The sequence below is a fragment of the Tellurirhabdus bombi genome, assembly GCF_021484805.1.
GTDB classification, from domain to species: Bacteria; Bacteroidota; Bacteroidia; order Cytophagales; family Spirosomataceae; genus Tellurirhabdus; species Tellurirhabdus bombi.
This window is the reverse complement of record NZ_CP090557.1, coordinates 168,494-190,618: the sequence shown is the minus strand read 5'-3', so window position 1 is coordinate 190,618 and position 22,125 is coordinate 168,494. Positions and strand designations below refer to the sequence as shown.

Sequence of the window (22,125 nt, the reverse complement as noted above, 5' to 3'; positions counted from 1 at the left end):
AGCTTGAAATTCGCGTTAGGGTCTTACCGATTCGGCCAATTTCCGTCTTTTATATCGGTAAGTTCCAGCTTGGCGGGATCGAGAACCACATACTTGATTTTCTTCCGGTGATGCGTGTAAGTAATGTGCACGCGTCCGTCGCGGCTTTGAATAACGGCGGGATACGAAAATTCGCCACCCGCTTCGTTTTCCAGCACGGCAGCAGCTTGCCAGCGTTTGCCATCGGGCGAAAGAGCCACGTTGAGCGGCGAGCGTCCTTTAGCGGTATGGTTATACACGATCAATTGACGACCATCGCGGAGCGTGACGGCATCCGTACCCGAATTAGGGTTGGGCAAACTCGTGGGCTGAAGCGCCGACCAGGTTTTGCCGTTATCGCTCGACCAGGCTTCCAGAACCGCTTTGTTTTTGCTGCGGCAAAGCAATTGCAGGCGGTTGTTGGGGTGAAACAGAATACTGGCCTGAATGGCGCTAAAGGTCTTGCCATCGTTGAGCGGCTCCGATTTTTTCCAGGTTTTGCCGCCGTCAGCGGTGGTTTCCATATGCAGGCGCCAGCCATCGTGTTCGCTGCTCGATGGGCAAAGCAACTGGCCCGACGAAAGCAAAACCGGTTTGTTCTTGATCGGTCCCAGGATGCCTTCGGGCAGGCGCGTCGGTTTGGCCCAGGTCTTGCCGCCGTCGGTCGAGGAGGTTAGCATCCCCCACCAGGTTGACGGGCTGGGACCCACTTTGAAGAACAACAGCAGCGGACCGTTGGGCATTTGAAACAAGACCGGGTTCCAGCTGGCGTACCGTTTTCCGTCGGCCTGCACGCCATTTGCGACTTCGACCGGGGCGGTCCATTTGTCGTTCACTAACTGACTAAACCAGATCCCCACGTCTGGATTGTTTTCGTGGGTACCGCCAAACCAGGCGGCTACGATGCCCTGCGGCGTTTCGGCCAGCGTCGAAGCATGGCAGGAAGGAAACGGAGCCTGTTCGTAAATAAATTCAGATTTGAGTACTCCCTTGGCAGTCTGGCCAAGTGAAATCTGGGCAAAAAATAGGAGCGAGAGAAAGGTAAAGTGCAGGAGCTTCATAGAAAAGGTAAGAGCGAATGAGTTCAAATGTACCAGAAAAGTTAGCTTCCGTTATCAGGTCGCGCGGAAATTTCTTGTCTGATTGCTTCCTATATTATACGCAAAGTCCCTCAAAATAGGCCATGCAATAATGGTAGGTATCTATCTTAATGTTCTTGCTGGTTTTTCGCTACTTTTGAATAATTAAAAATTTTAAAAACTAACCCTTATGCTCAAAGCCAGTTTCTTATGGCTTGGCTTACTAATGTCCTCGGTGGGATTTAGCCAGTCAGCCAATGAATACCCAATTATTCCTAAACCGGCTAAACTGGAGGCCCGCCAGGGTAAATTTCAGCTCAGTAATACTACCACGGTCATGGTTCCTGTGGGAAACGACGAGGTAAAATCCATTGCCGATCTGTTTACTAACCAGCTTAACGCTTCCAGCGGCCTGAAGGTGGCAGTTCGCAATAGCAATAAAATGGCGCTTCCCGGAAATCTGATTTCTTTTCAGCCTTCGCAGGATGCCAGTATTGGTGAAGAAGGCTACCGCATTGATATCAAACCAGAAGTCGTTACGATTGAAGCGCTCAACCCCAAAGGATTCTTTTATGCGGTTCAGTCGCTGATGCAGCTTTTACCGAGCGAGGTGTTCCGGGGAAGTGTGAATACGCAAATGGTGATCGACTGGGCAATTCCGTCTTGCCGCATTGAGGATAAACCGCGCTATAGCTACCGGGGCTTGCACCTGGACGTTTCCCGCCATTTCATGCCGGTGGCATTCGTTAAAAAATACATCGACCTGATTGCGCTGCATAAAATGAATACGTTTCACTGGCACCTGACCGACGACCAGGGCTGGCGAATTGAAATCAAAAAGTATCCGAAATTAACCCAGCAGGGAGCAGAACGGAAAGAAACGATCATTGGCCACTATTATGAATCGGACCCGCAGCGCTTCGACGGCCAGCCTTACGATGGTTTCTACACCCAGAATGAAGTTCGGGAGGTGGTGAAATATGCCCAATCCAAATACGTGACGATTATCCCCGAAATTGAAATGCCGGGTCACGCGCTGGCGGCTCTGCGGGCTTATCCCGAGTACGGTTGCACGGGCGGACCCTACGAAACGGCCACCAAATGGGGTATTTTTCCGGAGGTGTTCTGTCCGTATGACAAAACATTTGAGTTTTTGCAGAATATCCTGACGGAAGTAATGGAGCTGTTTCCCAGCCAGTACATTCACATCGGTGGGGATGAGTGCCCGAAAGATTCCTGGAAACAAAGCAAATTCTGTCAGGATTTAATTAAGAAGTTAGGGCTGAAAGATGAGCACGAACTGCAAAGCTATTTCATCACCCGAATCGACAAATGGGTGACGTCAAAAGGACGTAAAATCATCGGTTGGGACGAAATTCTGGAAGGTGGTCTGTCGCCAAACGCGACCGTCATGAGCTGGCGCGGAACCGAAGGCGGGATTGCGGCGGCAAAACAAGGCCACGACGCCATTATGACGCCGGGAAATTTCTTGTATCTGGATAAATACCAGTCAGATCCGACACAAGAACCAACGTCGATTGGTGGATTCTTGCCGTTGGAACAAACGTACTCGTACGAACCAACGCCGCAGAATTTGTCAGCCGATGCGCAGAAACGCATCATCGGGGCACAGGCCAACGTCTGGACGGAGTACATAAAAACGCCGGAGCACGTTGAGTACATGGTTTGGCCACGGGCGGCGGCTTTGTCGGAAGTGGTCTGGACTCCGCGTGAACAAAAAGACTGGAAAGATTTCAGCAAGCGGATTCAGCCGCACCTTGAGCGGCTTGGCTTCCTAAACGTGAGCTACTCCCGGGCCTTTTACGATGTGCTGGCCGAGACAACGCCGACCAAGGACGGTGGCCTGCGCGTTACGCTCAAAGCGAAAGACGACGATTGCCAGATTCGGTACTCACTGAACGGAAGTGAGCCTATGCTGCAATCGGCGGCGTATAACAAACCACTGGTATTAACGCAGTCGGGAACCGTCAAGGCGGTGGCTGTCAAAGGCGGTCAGGTAATGGGCGAAGTTCAGTCCTGGAATTATATTGTGTCGAAAGCAACGGGCAAAAGCGTTCAACTGGCTACGGCAGCAACGCGGCCTAAAAATGCCGATCTGGCTGTTCTGACGGATGGCAAACCAGGCTCAGCGATTGGTTACCTGGATGATATCCGGGGCATCGCGGGCGTGAAAAATGCCGACTTTAACGCAACGATTGATCTGGGGGCGGCGCAACCGATAACCATGGTGACGATTGGACTGGTGAAGGCGACAGCAGGGAATGTTTTATTGCCAAAACAGATTGACGTTCAGGTTTCTGACGATGGAAAGGCGTTTAAATCGGTCAAGGTGGTAACACTGGACCCAACCGAGCGGGGCAAAAAAGAAGTGCTTAAGCAGATCATTACCTTCGGACAGACGAACGCGCGGTACGTACGGGTGATTGCCCAGAATGTGGGTAAAGTCCCTGCCGGAATGCCTAACGCGGGTAAGGACGCCTGGGTAGCTGCCGACGAGATTACCGTCGATTAAAAAAGCGAAATAAGAAGGTTAAAAGGCCTGTTCATCGATGAACAGGCCTTTTTTATGGTGTGGATATAGACTATATGCTTTTAACTGGAAACGTAATTTTTTGTTTTTGGGTGATTACAACTGATAAATCAGCTTTTCCAGATCGTCATCGGGATTGAGTTGCAGCCGCTTCCGCAATCGATACCGGGCGGTGTTGGCACTTTGAGGCGAAATGCCCAGAATATCCGCAATTTCCTTGGTGCTAAGCTTCATTTTTAGCAGCGCGATCAGGCGTATATCATTCGAGTTTAGGGCCGGAAATTGCGCGTGAACGCGGCTAAAGAAGTCGGGATGCACATTTTCGAATACATCTTTAAAGTAGGTCCACTTGCTTTCACCCTGCAAATGGATGCTGATCAGGTTAGGAATTTTTTTTATTTCAGCCGGTTCCTCTTGTTGAATACTTTTTCTGATTTCTTCCAGAAAGCGGCTGTTTTTCATTTCCTGTAGGGTATAGCTGGTTAGCTCGCGGCTGCGTTGCTCCAGTTTGTGGTCTTGTTGCTGTTTTTCCTGCTCAAGCAGACACGTGTATGTTTCCAGTTTTTCTTTCTGTATCTGGATGGTATGCAGGTTTAAAAACTTTTGTATTTCCAGGTTGTAAAAATAGGTCGATCCCAGAAAAGTCATAAAAGTGATCCCGATGCATTCGTATATATAAGAGATTTTTATGGAGCTACCCGAAATAGGAGGAAAGAGATAAATCAGGGTACTCATGGATAAAAGGCCAACGACGGAGATACAAATCCGGGCTTTCCAGTTGGTCAGAAGTAAAAGCTGAAGGGTGATCAGGGCGGTCATGTAAAAGTTCAGCGACCCTCTTTCCAGATAAACAAAAACAGATCGACCAATAAGATAAAGGCTACCCATAGTCAAACAGGCATAGTAACTTATACGGACATGCCGCGATAAATAGTGTGCACCCCGAGGCCACTTCTTTAAGGTGTAAACAGCCAGCCCAATGCTGATTATCATTACACCTTGGAAATACAGCATGTAAAGATGAATCGGATCGGAAAAAAGGATCTTACTGCGGTACTTAATAATGTCTAATAAAACGATCTGAAGAAAAATAACAATGGAGGCCCAAAGCAGATACCTCAAACGGCTGCGGCTAATGGAAAGCGTGTAATGCTCAAAGGCAGTTGCATAGGTGGAAGGTACTTTTCTAAAAATAACGGACAAAGACAGAGCTGGCACGGCTAACTAGGGTAATAAAACAGTAAAAATGGTAACATTTTGTCTATTCGCAAAGGCTGTCTATATCAAGTCTATCCTGTTTTTTTGGTAGAATGCCTCATTTAGGCCGTTTTTTGCACTATAAACGCACACAGCCTATTGGCCATTGAAGAGCTTCTGGATCTTGTGTCTACAAATTTAGCGTACTAATCAGTAAGTAAGTAATTGCCTTCTTTTCGGGATAAATGAAAAGACGATCACATACCACCGCTGTTAACTTGTACACTTTTAACTCGTCTGTCTATGTTAGCATTAGCTACATCTGCCTGTTTTTCTGATGAATTCTTCACAACGCAACGGCGCCTTCAGCCAGTGTCACTAACCCTTATTTTCTCCAAAAATTACTAATTGTTAGTAGTCAACCTAAAGGGTGGTTTGTTGGATCTAATCGTCCCGCTCATCCACGGTTGATCTTCTATTATTAGCGGAAAATTTATAGAAAACGACCGCAATAATATTTATAAATAAAGGCCTAAATAAAAGTTGAGTAGTGGTTTAGGTCGCTACTTAACTAGGATCAAATATTAAAATAAACTTTCGTGGCGAAAGTTCTCACTTAGTAAATAACCTTTGTTACCTCCGAAAAGAAACCAGCTTTGAAAGCTGGTTTTTTTGCTTCCATGTGATTGAGAAAAGCCAGATTAGTGCTTGAATAAGCGGCTTTTGCGCAGGAATAGCAGATTATCTACCGCTCAATTCACTTTTTCCTTACTTTTGAGCGTCAACAAACTTCCGTTTATTCTTTCTTCGTTTACTTAACTAAATGGTATTCAAACGTATACTGCTTTTTGTTTTTGCTGGTTGTTTTGTCCCTGTGCTAGCAAGCGCCCAGACACCAGGTTATAACTCTCACGCTCAGCTCACCAGTCGATTAAAAGCCCTCTCCGGTCGCTACAACGCCTTGACCAATTTGCAGTCAATTGGCAAATCGCGGGGGGGCAAAGAGGTGTGGTTATTGACCGTAGGGCGTGGCCAGGCCGCTCAGAAACCCGCCGTGGCTATCGTAGCAGGCGTGGAAGGAACTCATCTGGCTGGGAGTGAACTGGCCGTTCAACTAGCTGAAAAACTGCTCGCTAGCTCGAATCAGGATAGCGTGGCACGTCTCCTGGACAGTAAAACCTTTTACATTTTTCCGAGCGTAAATCCCGACGCGCAGGAGCAATTTACGAGCCCGCTACGCTACGAACGCAGCGGCAACGGCGCCGAAACGGATGATGATCGCGATGGACGCGTGAACGAAGATCCATTCGAAGACCTGAACCGCGACGGGTTAATTACGCAAGTGCGGGTCGAAGATCCGACGGGGCTTTTTGTGCCTAGTAAAGAAGATCCACGGGTGCTGGTTAAAGCCGATCCGTCGAAAGGGGAGGCTGGACGCTACCTGCTAATCTCGGAAGGGACTGATAATGACAAAGACGGCCAGTTTAACGAAGACGGCCCTGGCGGGGTTAATCTCGACAAGAATTTTACCTTCGATTATCCCATTTTTGTGCCCGGTTCGGGCGAAATGGCGGTTTCGGAGCCGGAAAATCAGGCATTGCTTAACTTCCTTTACAAGGCATCCAACGTCTACGCAGTCTTTACTTTCGGCCCGTATAACAACCTTTCGGAAGCGCCTAAATTCGACCGGGCTAAAACCACAAAACGGATTGTAACGGGTGTTCTGGAAAAAGATGCCACTGTTGGCGATCTTGTGTCAAAGCTATACAACGTGCAAACGGGTTTGAAAGATGCACCAGCGATGCCAGCCACGAAAGGAAACTTTGCGCAGACGGCATACTACCACTACGGACGGCTAAGCTTCTCGACCCCAGGCTGGTGGGTGCCAAAAACGACCTCTGCCGATACAGCGAAAGCCAAAGCCGGCACGAAAGCCTCTGACAATGAGGAAGTGAAATTCCTGAAATGGGCCGATGCCAATAACCTGCGAGATGCATTCGTAACCTGGACGTCCATTAACCACCCCGATTTTCCGGGTAAAAAAGTAGAGGTAGGTGGCCTTGCACCTTATGCCAAAAATAATCCGCCCGTGCAATTTCTGAATGAAGCGGCGGACAAGCACCTCAAATTCCTGACCAGCTTTGCGCGCCAGATGCCGGTGATCGACATTGTGAATCTGCGTACCGAAAGTCTGTCGGGTGGACTGACGCGGATAACGGCGCAGGTGGTTAACAAAGGATTACTGCCTACGGGTGCTGAATTAGGTGATCGTGTACGTTTTGTGCCCAAGATGAAAATTGAGCTGAAAACAGGAAATGGCCAGACCGTGGTGTCAGGACGTCGCTTGCTTCTTCGGGGAGCTATGGGGGCTGGCGAGTCGATGGAAGTAAGCTTCCTCGTGAGCGGAAACGGTCGGGCTACGCTGGAAGCGGGCAATGCCATGACGGGTATCAAATCAGTAGACGTAAATCTGAAGTAAGTCGAATGAAAAAGCTTTTAATACTGGCGTTTAGCCTTTGTTCATACCTTGCCTTTGCGCAGCAGAAAACCAATTCAAAAGAGCAGGCCATCAGCGACGAATTAACGGGTTTGCGAGCAATTGGCTCCCCGGCTAATCCGAAAGTCCCGATGCGTTGGAACCACTACAACGACTACGCGGGAATCGCTAAATTTTGCCAGGACATGGCCAAAGCGCACCCGAATCTGGTCAAAGTAGAGTCGATGGGGAAAACGTTTCAGGGCCGTGATCTATGGGTAATGGTTGTCTCCGATTTTAAGACCGGCAACCCCGAACGCAAACCCGGTTTTTACATCGACGGAAATATTCACTCGAATGAGTTACAAGGCTCGGAAATCGCGATGTACACGGCCTGGTATCTGGCCGAAAACTTTGGGAACGTGGAGTTTATAACCAATTTGTTGAAAGACAAAACGTTCTACATTGCTCCGTCCATCAACCCGGACGCGCGTGAAGATTTTATCCGCAAACCCAATAATGCCAATTCGCCGCGTTCGGGCATGATGCCGCTGGATGACGATGGCGATGGCTATGTGGATGAGGATGGGTATGATGATCTCGATGGGGACGGAAATATTGTGCAGATGCGCCGGAAATCGCCCCTGGGCCGTTGGAAACAAGATCCCAATGATCCTTTGCGCCTGATTCCCGCCAAGGCGGATGAACCCGGCGAGTACGAAATTCTGGGCTACGAAGGCATTGACAACGATGGTGATGGGCTGGTAAACGAGGACGGGGCGGGTCGCTACGATCCAAACCGCGACTGGGGTTGGAGCTGGCAGCCCGATTACATTCAGGGCGGGGCGCTGTTCTACCCCGGTACGCTGCCGGAAACCCAGGCCATCAAGAAATACATCATGAGCCACCCGAACATTGCCGGCGCCCAGAGCTACCACAACTACGGCGGTATGTTTCTACGGGGTCCAGGAGCGGAGGAAGACCAGCAATATTATGCATCTTCGGACATTGCAGTCTACGATGTGATTGGAAAACTAGGCGAGAAAATCATTCCGGGATACAATTATTACGTTATCCACAAAGATTTATACACCGTTTACGGAGGTGAGATAGATTGGCTGGCTTTGGGACGGGGGATTTTTACGTTTTCCAATGAGTTAATGACTTCCTATCTGCTGTATCGCCAGAAAGCTACCGACGACAATCGCTTTCAGAACGATGAGTTCAATCAGTTTAGTAAATATTTACTGTTTGATGACGCGTATGTGCCCTGGAAGTCGTTCAAGCATCCGCAATACGGCGACATCGAGATTGGTGGATCTAAGAAAAATTACGTTCGGAACCACCCCGGTTTCATGCTTGAGGAAGACGCACACCGGAACATGGCCTTCACACTTTACCACGCCAATCAGACGCCTAAACTGGATATACAGAACATTTCTTCCCGCTCACTGGATAATGGTCTGACCGAAGTAACGGCTGTCATTATCAACCAGCGCGTTATTCCGACGCACTCGGCCCACGACGTTAGATTCAAAATTGAGCGGCCCGATTACATTACGCTCAAAGGAGGCAATGTTGTGGCTGCCATGATTGTCGAAAATGCGGACCTGGGCTTGACAAGAGAGCAAAAAAATAATCCGGCAACCATCGAGGTTCCTAGCATTCCAGGTATGGGAAATGTGAAAGTACGCTGGATCGTCAAGGGAAATCCCGGCAAATACACTGTTTCGGTAGATAGCCGCAAAGGCGGTGTCGTCGAAAAAACGATGTAAGAACCTGGTAAAAAAAGGATAATTTATCTTAAGATTGTTTAAATTAGTAGCCATAATCGGGGCTTAGTGCCTTGTTAACTACCCCACTAGCCATATGAAATAGCGGGGGCCTAGATTGTTCCTTTTACTTTAATCCGTTACAACGTTGAATAGAAGAGATGCTTTACAGCGAGTGGCGCTCTTGATGGGCGGAACCCTTTCCACGCCAACCATGGCAGCCATCTTGGCGAGTCCTCAACCAGCCGTTGCCGGTGGTGTGGCTCCAACAAGTTTTGCTTTAGCGGCCGATCAGCAGGCCCTGCTCGCTGAAATTGCCGAGATGATTATCCCGACTACCTCAACGCCGGGAGCCAAAGCAGCGGGTGTAGGGCCTTTTGTTGAAATGATGCTCAAGGATTGTTACGACGACCGGCAACGGAAAAGCTTTCAAAAAGGGCTGGACGATGTAGAGCAGGAAAGTAAAAAGGCGCATAATAAATCGTTCGTTGAGCTGTCGAATGAGCAGAAAACGGCCATCTTGACGGAATTTGAAGATCGGGCGGAGAAAGAAATCAAACGCGGTAAGGACGATGGTAAAATGGCGGGTCAGAAAGCGGGCGGCGCTCCGCCAGATTGGGTAGAAACTGCAACCGCCAAATCCAATGAGGTAGATAGTGAAACAGGCTCTATCAAACAGGAAGCGCGCAAGAAGAATGAGCCGGTTACTCCGTTTTTTACCCTGATGAAAGAATTAACCCTGCTCGGTTATTTCACCTCCGAAATCGGGGCCACAAAAGCCCTGGCTTATGTACAGATTCCGGGTCGTTATGATGGCTGTGTGAAACTGGAAAAAGGCCAGAAAGCCTGGGCAATCTAACCCTTTTTAGGTGCCGTTTTTAGTCTTAAACGTTTTATTTCTCCTACAGAACGCATGAATTTAAATATAGATGCAAAAAAAGCCCTGACTTACGATGCCATTGTGGTAGGGTCAGGTATTTCTGGTGGATGGGCCGCCAAAGAGTTGACTCAGAAAGGCTTACGTGTCCTGATGCTGGAGCGTGGTCGGGATATTAAACACATATCGGGCTACGAAACAGCCATGAAGGACCCCTGGGAGTTTGCACACCGGGGCCGGGTAGACAACGTGGCCCGCGAGGAATACTGGGCCGGTGTACGAACGGGTTATACCGCCAATGAGCCAAACGCGTATCTATTTGAGAATGACAAGGAAAATCCATATGAGGAAAAACGTCCCTTCGACTGGGTTCGGGCGTATCACCTGGGCGGGCGTTCGCTGGTCTGGGGTCGCCAGAGTTACCGCTGGAACGAAAAGGACTTTACGGCCAACCTCGAAGACGGTCATGGGGTAGATTGGCCAGTTCGCTATAAAGATTTGGCCCCCTGGTATTCATACGTTGAAAAATTTATTGGGGTTTCGGGAAGCAAAGAAGGCCTGGATGTGCTGCCAGATGGCGAATTTCAGCCCCCCATGCAGATGAACTGCGTGGAAAAAGATGTGAAAAAGTCCATCGAGAAGCACTTCCCGGAACGGCGTCTGACCATTGGGCGCCCGGCTATCCTGACCGCAGCCACGAAGATTCAGACGGATCTGGGCCGCTCAACCTGCCAGTACCGAAACCTGTGTATTCGGGGGTGTCCGTATGGCGCTTACTTCAGCACGCAGTCGTCTACACTGCCAGCCGCCGCCAAAACAGGGCGGTTGACCGTGGTTACGGATAAGATTGTGTATAACGTCATTTATGACGATAAAACGCAGAAAGCGACCGGCGTTCGCGTAATTGACCAGAATACCAAACAGCACCAGGAATACTTTGCCAAAATCATTTTCCTGAATGCGTCGGCTATCAATACGGCTTGGTTGATGATGCAATCGACCTCGAAGCGTTTCCCGAATGGGCTGGGCAACGATTCTGATCAGTTGGGCCGTAACATTATGGATCACCACCTGAATGCAGGCGCCAGCGGCGATTTTGCCGGTATGGAAGACATGTATTACTACGGTCGGCGGGGGAACGGAATTTATCTGCCTCGTTTTGCCAACTGGGGTAAAGACAAAAAACGCGATTTCGTTCGTGGTTTTGGCTATCAGGGTGGTGGCAGCCGCGAAAGCTGGGTGCGTGGCTCATCCATGAAAGGCTTCGGACCAGCCTTCAAGGAGTCGCTGACTGAACCTGGTAAATGGACGTTCAACCTGGGTGGTTTTGGCGAGACATTGCCCGACGAAAAGAACCGCATGCGCCTCACGGACAAAAAAGACAAGTGGGGTTTACCGATTATTGAATTTGATGCAGCCTGGGGCGAAAATGCCATGAAAATGCGCGTAGCGATGATGAACGAAGCGGCTGAAATGCTGGACGCTGCCGGTCTAAAAAACATCAAAACACGCAATGACCTGACAAAAAATCCGGGCATTGGTATTCACGAAATGGGTACGGCCCGGATGGGACGCGATCCGAAAACGTCAGTCCTAAACGCAAACAACCAGGTTTGGGGCGCTAAAAACGTTTTTGTAACCGATGGGGCTGCTATGACATCTGCTTCCTGTGTAAACCCATCACTCACGTACATGGCGCTCACGGCGCGGGCGGCTGAGTTTGCCGTTAATGAATTGAAAAAGAAAAATTTATAAGTTTGACTAAACGCAGTGTTCGCCTAAATTACGCCGCTGGCTAGTGGTGGTAGTTAGTGCAAACACTGCGTTTAAAATTCAAAGGCTTCAGTCAACTCTTTTGCCCTAATTTTCGTTAAAGGATAAACGATCGATTCTTTATTAGCTGGCTGAGTAGATAGCAATACAGCAGCAAACTCCTGATAACCATGTTAAAATACCTGTTTCTTGTTTTCTTGATTATTGCTTTTGTTCCCGCTGTGCGACGCTTTGTATTTTGGTTGTTGGTAGGGCGCCAACTAGTAAACGCACAGAAAAAGGCGGCTAAGCAGTACGAAAAAAACCAAGGAAAAACAAAGGTAGATCATGTCCCGCCCGGGGCTACTGACTCGCGAATCAAGGGAGGCGATTATGTGGACTACGAAGAGGTGTAAAAATACCTTAATTAACCGCTAATAGTCTAAAAATGTCCTATTGAGGTTGATTTGTTGACGGAGATGAGAAAAAACCGCTTCAATTCTCTAGTTTAGGGGTGAGATCATAACTTCTTTCCTCGCATGTCAGAATCAACAGACGTTTTAAACGAAGAACAAACCGATTTTAAGCGTTCCCTTGGCCTGGTTGACTCGACGCTCATTGTGTCGGGTACCATGATTGGCTCCGGTATTTTTATTGTTTCTGCCGATATGGGGCGGAATGTTGGCTCAACAGGCTGGCTGCTTTTGCTCTGGGTGCTTACGGGCGTAATCACCGTTGCGGCGGCACTTAGCTACGGCGAGCTGGCGGGGATGATGCCTAAAGCGGGGGGGCAGTATGTATACATCCAGCGCGCTTATAACTCACTAACCGGTTTTGTCTACGGATGGACCGTTTTCACCGTTATCCAGACGGGAACCATTGCGGCAGTGGCGGTGGCCTTCACTAAATTCTCGGCGGTTTTTATTCCCGCACTTAATCCTGAAAACGTAATTCTTACCTTAGGTTCCATCAAAATAACGATTGGATCGCTGTATGCCATTGCCAGTATTGTCCTGCTGACTTGGCTAAATAGCCGGGGAGTTCAGGCGGGAAAACTCATTCAAAACGTCTTTACTTCCGCTAAAATAATTGCCCTGCTGGGGTTGATCATTGTCGGCATTTCTCTGGGCCTCGGAAGTGGAACTCTGGCCGCTAATTTTGACAACGCCTGGGAGGCAACCAAAACGACCTTGGATCCGGATGGAAATGTCGTTTCTGTTTTGCCACTGACAGGAATCGCCTTGCTATTGGCTTTCGGGACATCCATGATTGGCTCTTTGTTCTCCGCCGATTCCTGGAACAACGTGACCTTTATTGCCGGGGAAATCAAAAATCCGCGCCGCAACATTCCTCTGAGCCTTTTCCTGGGTACGTTGATTGTAACGACGATTTACGCCTTAGCAAATATTTCCTATCTGTCGCTGCTACCGCTGAAAGGCGATCCGGCTGCTACGGACGTACTTAGCCGCGGTATCCAGTTTGCGGAATACGACCGCGTGGGAACGGCAGCCGCGTCCGTTATTTTCGGAGATATTGGCGTCGGGATCATGGCGCTACTCATCATGATTTCCACGTTTGGCTGTAACAACGGGTTGATTCTGGCGGGTGCGCGCTTGTATTACGCCATGGCGAAAGACGGCCTTTTCCCGAAGCAAGCATCGCAACTAAACCGACACTCCGTACCCGCGAAAGCGTTGTGGTTGCAGTGTCTCTGGGCTTCGATCCTATGCCTTTCGGGTCGTTATGGTGACCTGCTCGACTATTGCACTTTTGCGTCGCTGTGTTTTTACATTGTAACCATCGGCGGCATCTTCCTGCTTCGTCGGAAAGAACCTAATACAGAACGGCCTTACCGGGCATTTGGCTATCCGCTCGTCCCCATTATTTACATTGTTGCAGGCCTGTTGATTTGCGTTATTCTTCTAAAAGAGAAAACCTTCAACACGGGTATGGGTCTGTTAATTGCAGGGTTGGGTATTCCGGTTTATTATTTCACGCAGCGAGGCCAAAAAGCGTAACATCTTCGTTCAAGAAGACTACTTAAACTTTAAGGTGAAATATTTGTAATATATGATCTAGTCGTATGTATAAATGTTAATAAGTAATGATAAATTGTGCCTGTAATTTTATCTTACTTATTAACATTTATGTCTGTTAAAAAACTTTTACCTCTCTGTTTTGTTCCCTTTATCTCATTTGCACAGACAATTGAGAAGTCAGTTTCCTTCGATTATTCTGACTATAAAAAAACGACCAACAAGCCGGTTTTGACCGCTATTCAGCTTGACGCTGGCTCTGGCGAAATTGACGTATATGGGTGGCACCGCATAGAAGGCGAGGTCCGGCCTGAAATTGTCAAGAAAGAGAAAAAAGGAGGCAGCTTTCTTAACAAAATGGCCAGAGCCATGGTCGATCCATCCGTTCTTGGTATCTCGACCACCCAAGGCATGCCAGCAACACCTGCTGTTCCCTTGCTTATATCGAACCGGTTTAATCCCGCGACGCTGAAACGAACTAGTAAACAGGAAGAGTTTATTGCCCCTTCAGCCTTAGATCCAGACAATAAATACAACATGTTCTCTACAGACCGGCTGGATGAGATGTCTGGCAAAAAACCGGTGACACTGAATTACGCGGCAGCCGCAGAAAAATACCCATTTCTGGCTGGTAAACAGGTAAAGCGGAAATACGCTTTCGAATCAGAAGGAGGCCGGTATGCATTGGCCGCCAGTCCGTCTGAACTACCAATCATTTCTCATCCTGCTACGGGCGAATTAGTTTACAAGATGCTCAAAGCGCAAAACCGCGAAGAAAATGCGCGGCAGCTTGAAGGCTTAAGAGTATTGGAAAGCAGCCCTATATATCCTATTCCGGGTTCTAACTTACACGTTGGAATCGTCACCAAAAAAGACAAAGACAACTGGGCGATGTACAAGCTGTTCCAGTTTATAGTCTTTGATGAAAACTGTACTATTTTGCGAATTATCGACCCTGGATTTGAATACATTCGGTCTTTGAACGGTGTTACGCCAGTTATCGATGAGTCAGGCAAGCCCAGAGGAATCTTATTATCATACCGGAGTTTAGTCAGTATGGCCAGTAAGAAACAGAGAGACCCGTTAGAGAACCGGCATAACATTATTTTCATCGATCTGGAAGGAAAACCGAAATATCAATATCCTATCGAACAGGGATCGCCAGAGAATTCGCGGGGTTTTTATCCAGAGTTGGCGATTGAAAAAGGAGCTGAGTTGCATGTTCTTTCGACGAATGTGGAGAAAATTCTCAAGCCATACCAGGAAGTTGTGGTACTGAATGATAAAGGAAAAGTTTCGTCGACCCGGCTGGATAATGCCAAAGAAGCAGGCACGCTATCTGCGGGAGACAGAAGCCAAATTTTTGTGGCGAACAACAAAATATACCTTGCAAACCAAAACTTTGAGAGCGATAAGAACCTCTACAGTACCTTGTACATCTCCGGTATAAATCCAGACTTTACGGTTTCTTCGGCGGTAAAAGTTGCTTTGGCACCTTCGAGCAAGCCTGCTCAGATTGAATTAATTGACGAGAAAGAAGCTACTCCCCGGTTTATTATTGCTAGCCCAGGAGGCAATCAAATTGTCAATCTAGGGGAGAAAATGCAGGTAACGGATATAACGCCTAAAGGTAGCCTGATGCCCGATTCGCCTTTGATGCTTAAAAATTATGTGTATGACACTACGCATAAAAAAGCCTATTTCGTCTATGAAACAGCCAAATCTGGTGAAGGAAAAATGGTGGAAGTTTCCATGAATGCCATGACCGCCAACCGGTAAGGAACTCGCAAAATTTCGGAATTTATTGCTGAAAAAAGCCCGTATTGATACGGGCTTTTTTTGTATTTACGTTTTATAATAAGAACGGCTTTATGGATTGAGAAAACAAAACAGCTCTTTAGCGGTATAACCCCATTTTGACTCTCTTTTGACGAATTAAATTGCTAGATTCGGGATAACATATCAAAATCCTACTAATCTTAGGTAAAATAAGCTAAGCTAAAGAGGCAGATAATTGTTAGGTTTGTGCTACTTTTCCGTGATTTTATATGAACAAGCTAGGAATAAATCTTTTTCTGTGGACAACAACCATGGAGGAAGACTTGTCGGATACGCTTCTGTTTTTAAAGCAGGCAGGGTATGACTTTGTCGAGGTTCCCATCGGTGATACTCATGTCCCGAAATGGGAGCGTCTGGGTAAGCAGTTAGACCAATTGGGTCTGGAGCGGGTGGCCTGTTCGATTGCCGGGCCGGAATTTAGCCTGATCAGTCCCGATGCTACTGTGCGGGAAGCGGCTGTCGCGCGCATCAAAGGTGTAGTAGATTGTACCAAAGCACTGGGCGCAACGGTCCTGACCGGGCCGTATCATTCAGGCTTCAAAACTTTCACGGGTAAACCCGCTACCGAGCAGGAGTGGGCGTGGTCTGTGGAAGGCATGCGCGAAATTGCCGAATATGCCGGTACGCAGGGCATTACGCTGTCTCTGGAATACCTGAACCGCTTCGAATGCTTTTTCCTGACCAGTGCCGACGAACTGATTCGGTACGTGGAGGCCGTTAATCACCCGGCTTGTCGGTTGATGTACGATACGTTTCACGCGCACATTGAAGAGAAAAACCAGGCCGAAGCCCTACGCCGCTGCGCTCCTTACCTGACACACGTTCAGATTTCGGAGAATGACCGGTCAACACCAGGACAAGGCCAGGTTGATTTCGACGCCATTTTTCGGGTGTTGCACGAAATTGATTACAAAGGCACCATCTCTATTGAGGCGTTTGGCTTAACCCCGCCTGATCTGGCTGCGGCAGCGCACATTGTTCGGAAGATGTTTGAATCACAGGAACAATTAGCCACCGACGGACTGGCCCTGATGCAGGCTAAACTAGAAACGCTCGCGGCATCGGAAAATGGACTGGCTTTAGAAACCAACCACGCCACCGAAAAGTCACTGTAGTTTTTACGCATTTGATGTATAATTCCTTTTCAATCCCCAACTGTTAATCCCTTTATGTCCTCTGTTAATATAGCCATTGTTGGCCTCGGTTTTGGGGCAGAATTTATTCCCATTTATCAGCGGCATCCAAATGCCAATATGTATGCCATCTGCCAGCGCACGCCTGAAAAGCTAAATGCAATTGGCGATGCTTTTGGTGTGGAGAAACGCTACGCGGATTATGATGAATTGCTGGCCGATCCTAATGTCGATGCGGTACACATCAACTCACCAATTCACAACCACGCTGAGCAAAGCCTGAAAGCCCTCCGCGCTGGCAAGCACGTTGCCTGTACTGTTCCGATGGCAACTACTGTTGAAGAATGCAAAGAAATCGTGCGGGCTTGTAACGAGTCCGGCAAAAAATACATGATGATGGAAACGGTGGTTTATAGCCGTGAGTTTCTGTTTGTCAAAGAGTTATACGAAAAAGGCGAACTGGGTAAAGTTCAGTTCCTGAAAGCCAGCCACCAGCAGGACATGGATGGATGGCCGGGTTACTGGCCAGGTCTGCCGCCCATGCACTACGCGACGCACTGCGTTGGCCCCGTGGCCGGTCTGTTGAAGCTCGAAGCGGAATACGTATCCTGCTTCGGGTCAGGAACCATCCGCGAAGAACTGATCAAGCATTATAACTCACCGTTTGCCATTGAGTCGGCGCATATCAAATTCAAGGATTCGGATTTGTCGGCCAATGTGTATCGGTCCCTGTTTGATGTGGCTCGTCAGTACCGCGAAAGCTTTGAAGTTTATGGCTCTAAAAAATCATTTGAGTGGCCATTGATTGAAGGCGAAGAAGCGGTGATTCACACGGCGAAAAAAGAAGAGCACGAAATTCCTGCGCGGGTGACAGTGCCTGATTACGGTCATCTGCTGCCGAGCGAAATCAGCGATTTTACAACCAAAGGGGTGTATGATCTGGATGAAAACTCGCACTTGTCGTTTGTACAGGGCAGCGGCCACGGTGGATCGCACCCGCACCTGGTACATGAGTTTGTGTCGGCCATTATTGAAGACCGTGACCCATTCCCAAATGCTTGGCAGTCAGCTAACTGGACAAGCGTAGGGATTCTGGCGCACGAATCGGCCATGCAGGGCGGCAAGCTGATGAACCTGCCCGATTACCAGAACTTATAATGAATAACCCTCCCTATATGAAAAGCTGGAAGTTAATTTTATTTTTTCTCTGCCTGACGGGACTGCTGGCGCAGTGTACAAGGCAGGGAGGCTCGCAGCAGGGCAATGCGGGGCGCTTGTCGAAAGCAAGCCCATCGGCCCGTCGCGTTGAAATCCTGTTTCTGGGCGACCGGGGACACCATCGTCCCATAGAACGGGTGCCTTCATTGATGGCGGCTTTGGGGGATAAAGGAATCAACCTGACCTACACGGAGAACCTGAACGACATCAACGCAGAAAATCTGGCCCGTTACGACGGTTTGATGATTTATGCCAACTGGGACAGCATTCCACCAGCTCCTGAAAAGGCGCTGATTGATTTTGTGGCTTCCGGAAAAGGTCTTATCCCGGTTCACTGTGCTTCGTACTGCTTCCGCAATTCAGCGGAGTATGTAAAAATGGTTGGTGGGCAGTTCTGGCGGCACCGGATGGATACCATCCAGACAACCACGCTGCAACCAAACCACCCGATCATGATGGGCTTGAAGTCGTTCAAAGCCTTCGACGAAACCTATCTGCACGAGAAACTTCAGGCCGACAACAACGTCCTGGCTGAACGGGAAATCAAAGCGGATCAGGCGAAAGACAAGCCCGGTCAGAAAACCGAACCGTATACCTGGACTCGGACGTATGGCAAAGGTCGGGTGTTCTACACGGCTTATGGTCACGACGAACGTACTTGGGATAACGTTGATTTCCAGCAGTTGATGGAGCGTGGCGTTTTGTGGGCGGTAGGTGATAAGGTGAAAGCCCTGCACGATGCGCTGAACCCACAGCCGTTTGCGTACAAAGAGGCTAATCTGCCAAACTACGAAAAACGCCCTGGTGCGCAAATGCAGCAATTACCGCTGTCACCCGAAGAGTCGTTGAAGCACATTCAGGTACCAGCCGACTTTACGCTGGAACTGTTTGCACACGAGCCAAACGTGATGCACCCCATTGCCATGACGTGGGATGAGCGCGGTCGGTTGTACATTCTGATTACGAAAGATTATCCGAACGAACGCAAAGAAACAGGCGGTAGCGATTACATTGTGCTTTGCGAAGATACCAATGGCGATGGCAAGGCCGATAAGTTTACTAACTACGCTGAAGGCTTAAGCATCCCGACGGGTATGGTAGCCTACAACGGTGGATTGATCGTTTCGCAGGCACCGCACGTGCTTTATCTGAAAGATACTAACGGCGACGACAAAGCTGACGAGAAGAAGATTCTGTTCACTGGCTTCGGAACGTTTGATACGCACGCGGGACCATCGAACCTGCATTATGGTTTCGATAACTGGATCTGGGGCTCGGTTGGTTATTCAGGCTTCAATGGTAAAGTTGGCGCCGATTCGCTAAAATTTGGTCAGGGACTTTTCCGCTTTAAGCCGGATGGCTCGAAACTGGAATACGTAACCAGCACGTCGAACAACACCTGGGGTATGGCCTTCAACGAAACGGGCGACGTATTTGGCTCAACCGCTAACAACTCGCACGGCTGGTACATGGCCATTCCGCACCGGAATTTCATCTCTATGCCGGGTTTTGACAACGGAAGCCGGAGCACGGATACGCACAAAGACATGCAGCCAATCACGAAAAAAGTACGTCAGGTTGACGTATTTGGCGGATTTACGGCGGCAGCGGGTCATAACTTCTATACCGCACGTTCGTTCCCGAAAGAATACTGGAACAAAGTAGCTTTCGTCTCTGAACCGACGGGGCACATTGTCCACCAGAACGTGATGGAGAAAAAAGGCACGAACTTCGAGGATGCCATGGGCTTCAACTTGTTGGCGGGTGCCGACGAATGGGTTGCTCCGGTTTTTGCCGAAGTTGGCCCAGACGGAGCCGTTTGGATTGCCGACTGGTATAGCTACATCATTCAGCACAACCCAACACCTAGAGGCGCTACGAACGGCTCTGGAAACGCCTACGAAACGCCGCTGCGCGATTTCACGCACGGACGAATCTACCGGGTGGCATACAACAAGGCACCGGCTTACAAGCCAATGAGCCTGAGCAAAGATCGCCCGCAGGAACTGGTAGCTGCTTTGAAAAGCAATAACATGTTCTGGCGTCAGGCTGGCCAGCGTCTACTGGTAGAGCGTGGTCAGAAAGATGTGGTTCCTCAGCTAATTGAACTGGTAAAAAATCAGTCACTGGACGAAATCGGAATCAATCCTGCTGCGATTCATGCGCTATGGACGTTGAAGGGCATTGGTGCCTTGGATGGCGCTGATGCGTCGGCCCTGGAGGCGGCAACGTCGGCCCTGAAACATGCCTGTCCGGGTGTTCGGAAAACGGCTGTGCAGGTACTGCCACGCAACGAAGCCGCAGTTGCTTCGTTATTGCAAGCCAATGTAATGGAAGACAAAGAGCCTTTAGTCGTGCTGAACTCACTGCTGGCGTTCTCGGAAATGCCATTGACGCCTGCGTCGGAGAAAGCCATTCTGGCCCGTTTCGAAAATGCAAAAGAGGTACAGGATCGCTGGATGCCGGAAGCCTTCGCCGTGGTTTTGAACAGCCATGACGGAAAATTGCGGAAAGAATACCTGGCGCAAATACTGAAAAAAGCACCGGCGGTTAAATCCGCAGAATCGATGACTGGTCATGATCACAGCAAAATGACAACAGGATCGGGTTCAATGGCTTCAACAGCGAACACAGCAAGCGTTGCTGCCAGCGGTGACAAACCGGATCTGGTCATTACTGGAATCCGCATGGATCCTGCCCAGCCGTCGCTACGGGAAAACGTTCGGTTCTTCTTCGATATTGAAAACCGGGGAGGTGTTGCTGTTCCAAAAGGAACGATTACTCCGTTGAACATCCGGATTCAGGGTGGTGGCCGGTTGATCAACCTGACCAGCCAGGTGTTTGCCAACGAAATTCCGGCTGGTGGAAAAGTAACCATCGAGCAGGGAAACAACGGTCCGTGGGTAGGAGCCATTACGTTCAATTCCGATCAACCGGGTACGTTCAACGTGGTCGCGGTTGTTGACCGGGACAATGTAATCCCCGAGATGAACGAGAACAACAACACGGCGATGACAAAAGTAACGTACAAAGCACCGGATAATCTGACTGCTTATGCGGTAGAACGGGCTATTCGTACGTTTGTTTCGGTCGCTCCGGTTGATTCGGCTATTGCCATTCTGCGCACAGCCCAGCAGTTAAGCCCTACTTACAGCCAGGCACTGGTGAAAGGGGTGGCCGACGGCTGGAACCCACGCCGGAAAGCAACTGTGAACGAAGCGGATAAGAAATTCCTGGCTAGCCTGAACAATGCAACAATGGCCGATGATACGCGCGAGCGTTTAGGTCGTGTATTGCAGGCCTGGGGCGCTAAGTCTGCGGAGGCAGATGATCCAAATGCCATCGTAATTCGCATCAAAGCGGTTCGGGAAGCCATGCAATTCGACAAGAAAGAATTCACGGTTCTGGCGGGTAAAACAGTTGAGATCGTATTTGAAAACCCGGATGCGATGCAGCATAACCTCGTCATTGGAAAGCCAAAAACAATGGAGGTAATCGGTGCGGCAGCAGATAAGATGATTACGGCAAAAGATGGTGCGGAGAAAAACTACGTGCCTTCCATTCCGCAAATATTGGCGGCTACGCCGCTGGTTAACCCCGACCAGACGTACCGACTTAAATTCACAGCTCCGGCCCAAACGGGTGATTATCCATTCGTTTGTACCTTCCCAGGCCACTGGCGCCTAATGAATGGGGTGATGAAAGTACAGTCTGAAACAGCGAAGAAGGCAGATTCTAAATAAACCCTTCATCGACTCACCTAATGAGCAACCTCTGGAAACGGGGGTTGCTTTTTTATTGCCATAAACCGAATGCGCGCAACATCATATTGGTTTTTCTTAAAAAAGACCCGTATTGTATTATTAATGGTAAAATAATATTAGAACCTGCTAATTTTTAAGGAGCATAAAATAACGCTTTTGGAGATATTTGATAAGCGTCAATAGCGCAGTAAATAACGCTTTTAGTACCTGTAACGCCCGTTACAAACTAGCTCTCGCTGAGCCTGAAACCTGCTTTTCAATAAAGCAGTGTACGGAGCGATAGTGCCTATACTATTCCAAACTCTAACTACGTCAATCTGTGAAAGAACCCTGCCTTCCGTTAAGAGTGCCTTAATTCTGGTAAGCCAGAATAGACGATTTATTCAGTTCTGAAAACTCCCTGTTTTTCAGCA

At 48.8% G+C, this 22,125-nt stretch carries 13 protein-coding genes; 11 read left to right on the top strand and 2 right to left on the bottom strand.

Annotated features, from left to right (window positions below):
• Positions 1–23: 23 nt before the first annotated feature.
• Positions 24–1,079, bottom strand: coding sequence for a sialidase family protein (locus tag L0Y31_RS00775; RefSeq protein WP_234735159.1), 1,056 nt, complete (start codon positions 1,077–1,079; stop codon positions 24–26).
• Positions 1,080–1,287: 208 nt separating this feature from the next.
• On the opposite strand from L0Y31_RS00775, the gene L0Y31_RS00770 reads away from it, so the two are divergent.
• Positions 1,288–3,630 carry a glycoside hydrolase family 20 protein gene (locus L0Y31_RS00770; protein WP_234735158.1) on the top strand — a complete coding sequence of 781 codons (2,343 nt, stop codon included), beginning with the start codon at positions 1,288–1,290 and terminating at the stop codon, positions 3,628–3,630.
• Positions 3,631–3,744: 114 nt separating this feature from the next.
• On the opposite strand, the gene L0Y31_RS00765 is transcribed toward L0Y31_RS00770, so the two are convergent.
• Entirely contained in the window at positions 3,745–4,536 is a 792-nt protein-coding gene (locus tag L0Y31_RS00765) for a helix-turn-helix transcriptional regulator (protein WP_234735157.1), read from the bottom strand.
• 1,132 nt (positions 4,537–5,668) lie between these two features.
• On the opposite strand from L0Y31_RS00765, the gene L0Y31_RS00760 reads away from it, so the two are divergent.
• The 10 genes from L0Y31_RS00760 to L0Y31_RS00715 all read left to right on the top strand — a co-directional run bounded on the left by L0Y31_RS00760 (position 5,669) and on the right by L0Y31_RS00715 (position 21,691).
• On the top strand, positions 5,669–7,324 hold the full coding sequence (locus L0Y31_RS00760; RefSeq protein WP_234735156.1) for a M14 family metallopeptidase: 1,656 nt from the start codon (positions 5,669–5,671) through the stop codon (positions 7,322–7,324).
• A gap of 5 nt (positions 7,325–7,329) precedes the next feature.
• Positions 7,330–9,096 carry a M14 family metallopeptidase gene (locus L0Y31_RS00755; RefSeq protein WP_234735155.1) on the top strand — a complete coding sequence of 589 codons (1,767 nt, stop codon included), beginning with the start codon at positions 7,330–7,332 and terminating at the stop codon, positions 9,094–9,096.
• 145 nt (positions 9,097–9,241) lie between these two features.
• Entirely contained in the window at positions 9,242–9,952 is a 711-nt protein-coding gene (locus L0Y31_RS00750; RefSeq protein WP_234735154.1) for a gluconate 2-dehydrogenase subunit 3 family protein, read from the top strand.
• A 54-nt stretch (positions 9,953–10,006) separates the two neighbouring features.
• A complete protein-coding gene (locus L0Y31_RS00745) occupies positions 10,007–11,725 on the top strand; it encodes a GMC oxidoreductase (protein WP_234735153.1) in 1,719 nt (572 codons plus the stop codon).
• A gap of 188 nt (positions 11,726–11,913) precedes the next feature.
• Positions 11,914–12,138, top strand: coding sequence for a DUF4834 family protein (locus L0Y31_RS00740; RefSeq protein ID WP_234735152.1), 225 nt, complete (start codon positions 11,914–11,916; stop codon positions 12,136–12,138).
• 123 nt (positions 12,139–12,261) lie between these two features.
• Complete coding sequence (locus L0Y31_RS00735) at positions 12,262–13,740, top strand: APC family permease (protein WP_234735151.1); 1,479 nt, start codon at positions 12,262–12,264, stop codon at positions 13,738–13,740.
• Positions 13,741–13,869: 129 nt separating this feature from the next.
• Positions 13,870–15,537, top strand: a complete 1,668-nt coding sequence (locus L0Y31_RS00730; RefSeq protein ID WP_234735150.1) for a hypothetical protein — start codon at positions 13,870–13,872, stop codon at positions 15,535–15,537.
• A 269-nt stretch (positions 15,538–15,806) separates the two neighbouring features.
• Positions 15,807–16,712 carry a sugar phosphate isomerase/epimerase family protein gene (locus L0Y31_RS00725; protein WP_234735149.1) on the top strand — a complete coding sequence of 302 codons (906 nt, stop codon included), beginning with the start codon at positions 15,807–15,809 and terminating at the stop codon, positions 16,710–16,712.
• A 54-nt stretch (positions 16,713–16,766) separates the two neighbouring features.
• Complete coding sequence (locus L0Y31_RS00720; protein WP_234735148.1) at positions 16,767–17,888, top strand: Gfo/Idh/MocA family oxidoreductase; 1,122 nt, start codon at positions 16,767–16,769, stop codon at positions 17,886–17,888.
• A 17-nt stretch (positions 17,889–17,905) separates the two neighbouring features.
• Entirely contained in the window at positions 17,906–21,691 is a 3,786-nt protein-coding gene (locus L0Y31_RS00715; protein WP_455432033.1) for a PVC-type heme-binding CxxCH protein, read from the top strand.
• The last annotated feature ends 434 nt before the right edge of the window (positions 21,692–22,125 follow it).

Coding starts and splice junctions, on each gene's coding strand:
- L0Y31_RS00775 (WP_234735159.1), bottom strand. CDS start 1,079: ATGAAGCTCCTGCACTTTACCTTTCTCTCGCTCCTATTTTTTGCCCAG.
- L0Y31_RS00770 (WP_234735158.1), top strand. CDS start 1,288: ATGCTCAAAGCCAGTTTCTTATGGCTTGGCTTACTAATGTCCTCGGTG.
- L0Y31_RS00765 (WP_234735157.1), bottom strand. CDS start 4,536: ATGGGTAGCCTTTATCTTATTGGTCGATCTGTTTTTGTTTATCTGGAA.
- L0Y31_RS00760 (WP_234735156.1), top strand. CDS start 5,669: ATGGTATTCAAACGTATACTGCTTTTTGTTTTTGCTGGTTGTTTTGTC.
- L0Y31_RS00755 (WP_234735155.1), top strand. CDS start 7,330: ATGAAAAAGCTTTTAATACTGGCGTTTAGCCTTTGTTCATACCTTGCC.
- L0Y31_RS00745 (WP_234735153.1), top strand. CDS start 10,007: ATGAATTTAAATATAGATGCAAAAAAAGCCCTGACTTACGATGCCATT.
- L0Y31_RS00740 (WP_234735152.1), top strand. CDS start 11,914: ATGTTAAAATACCTGTTTCTTGTTTTCTTGATTATTGCTTTTGTTCCC.
- L0Y31_RS00735 (WP_234735151.1), top strand. CDS start 12,262: ATGTCAGAATCAACAGACGTTTTAAACGAAGAACAAACCGATTTTAAG.
- L0Y31_RS00730 (WP_234735150.1), top strand. CDS start 13,870: ATGTCTGTTAAAAAACTTTTACCTCTCTGTTTTGTTCCCTTTATCTCA.
- L0Y31_RS00725 (WP_234735149.1), top strand. CDS start 15,807: ATGAACAAGCTAGGAATAAATCTTTTTCTGTGGACAACAACCATGGAG.
- L0Y31_RS00720 (WP_234735148.1), top strand. CDS start 16,767: ATGTCCTCTGTTAATATAGCCATTGTTGGCCTCGGTTTTGGGGCAGAA.
- L0Y31_RS00715 (WP_455432033.1), top strand. CDS start 17,906: ATGAAAAGCTGGAAGTTAATTTTATTTTTTCTCTGCCTGACGGGACTG.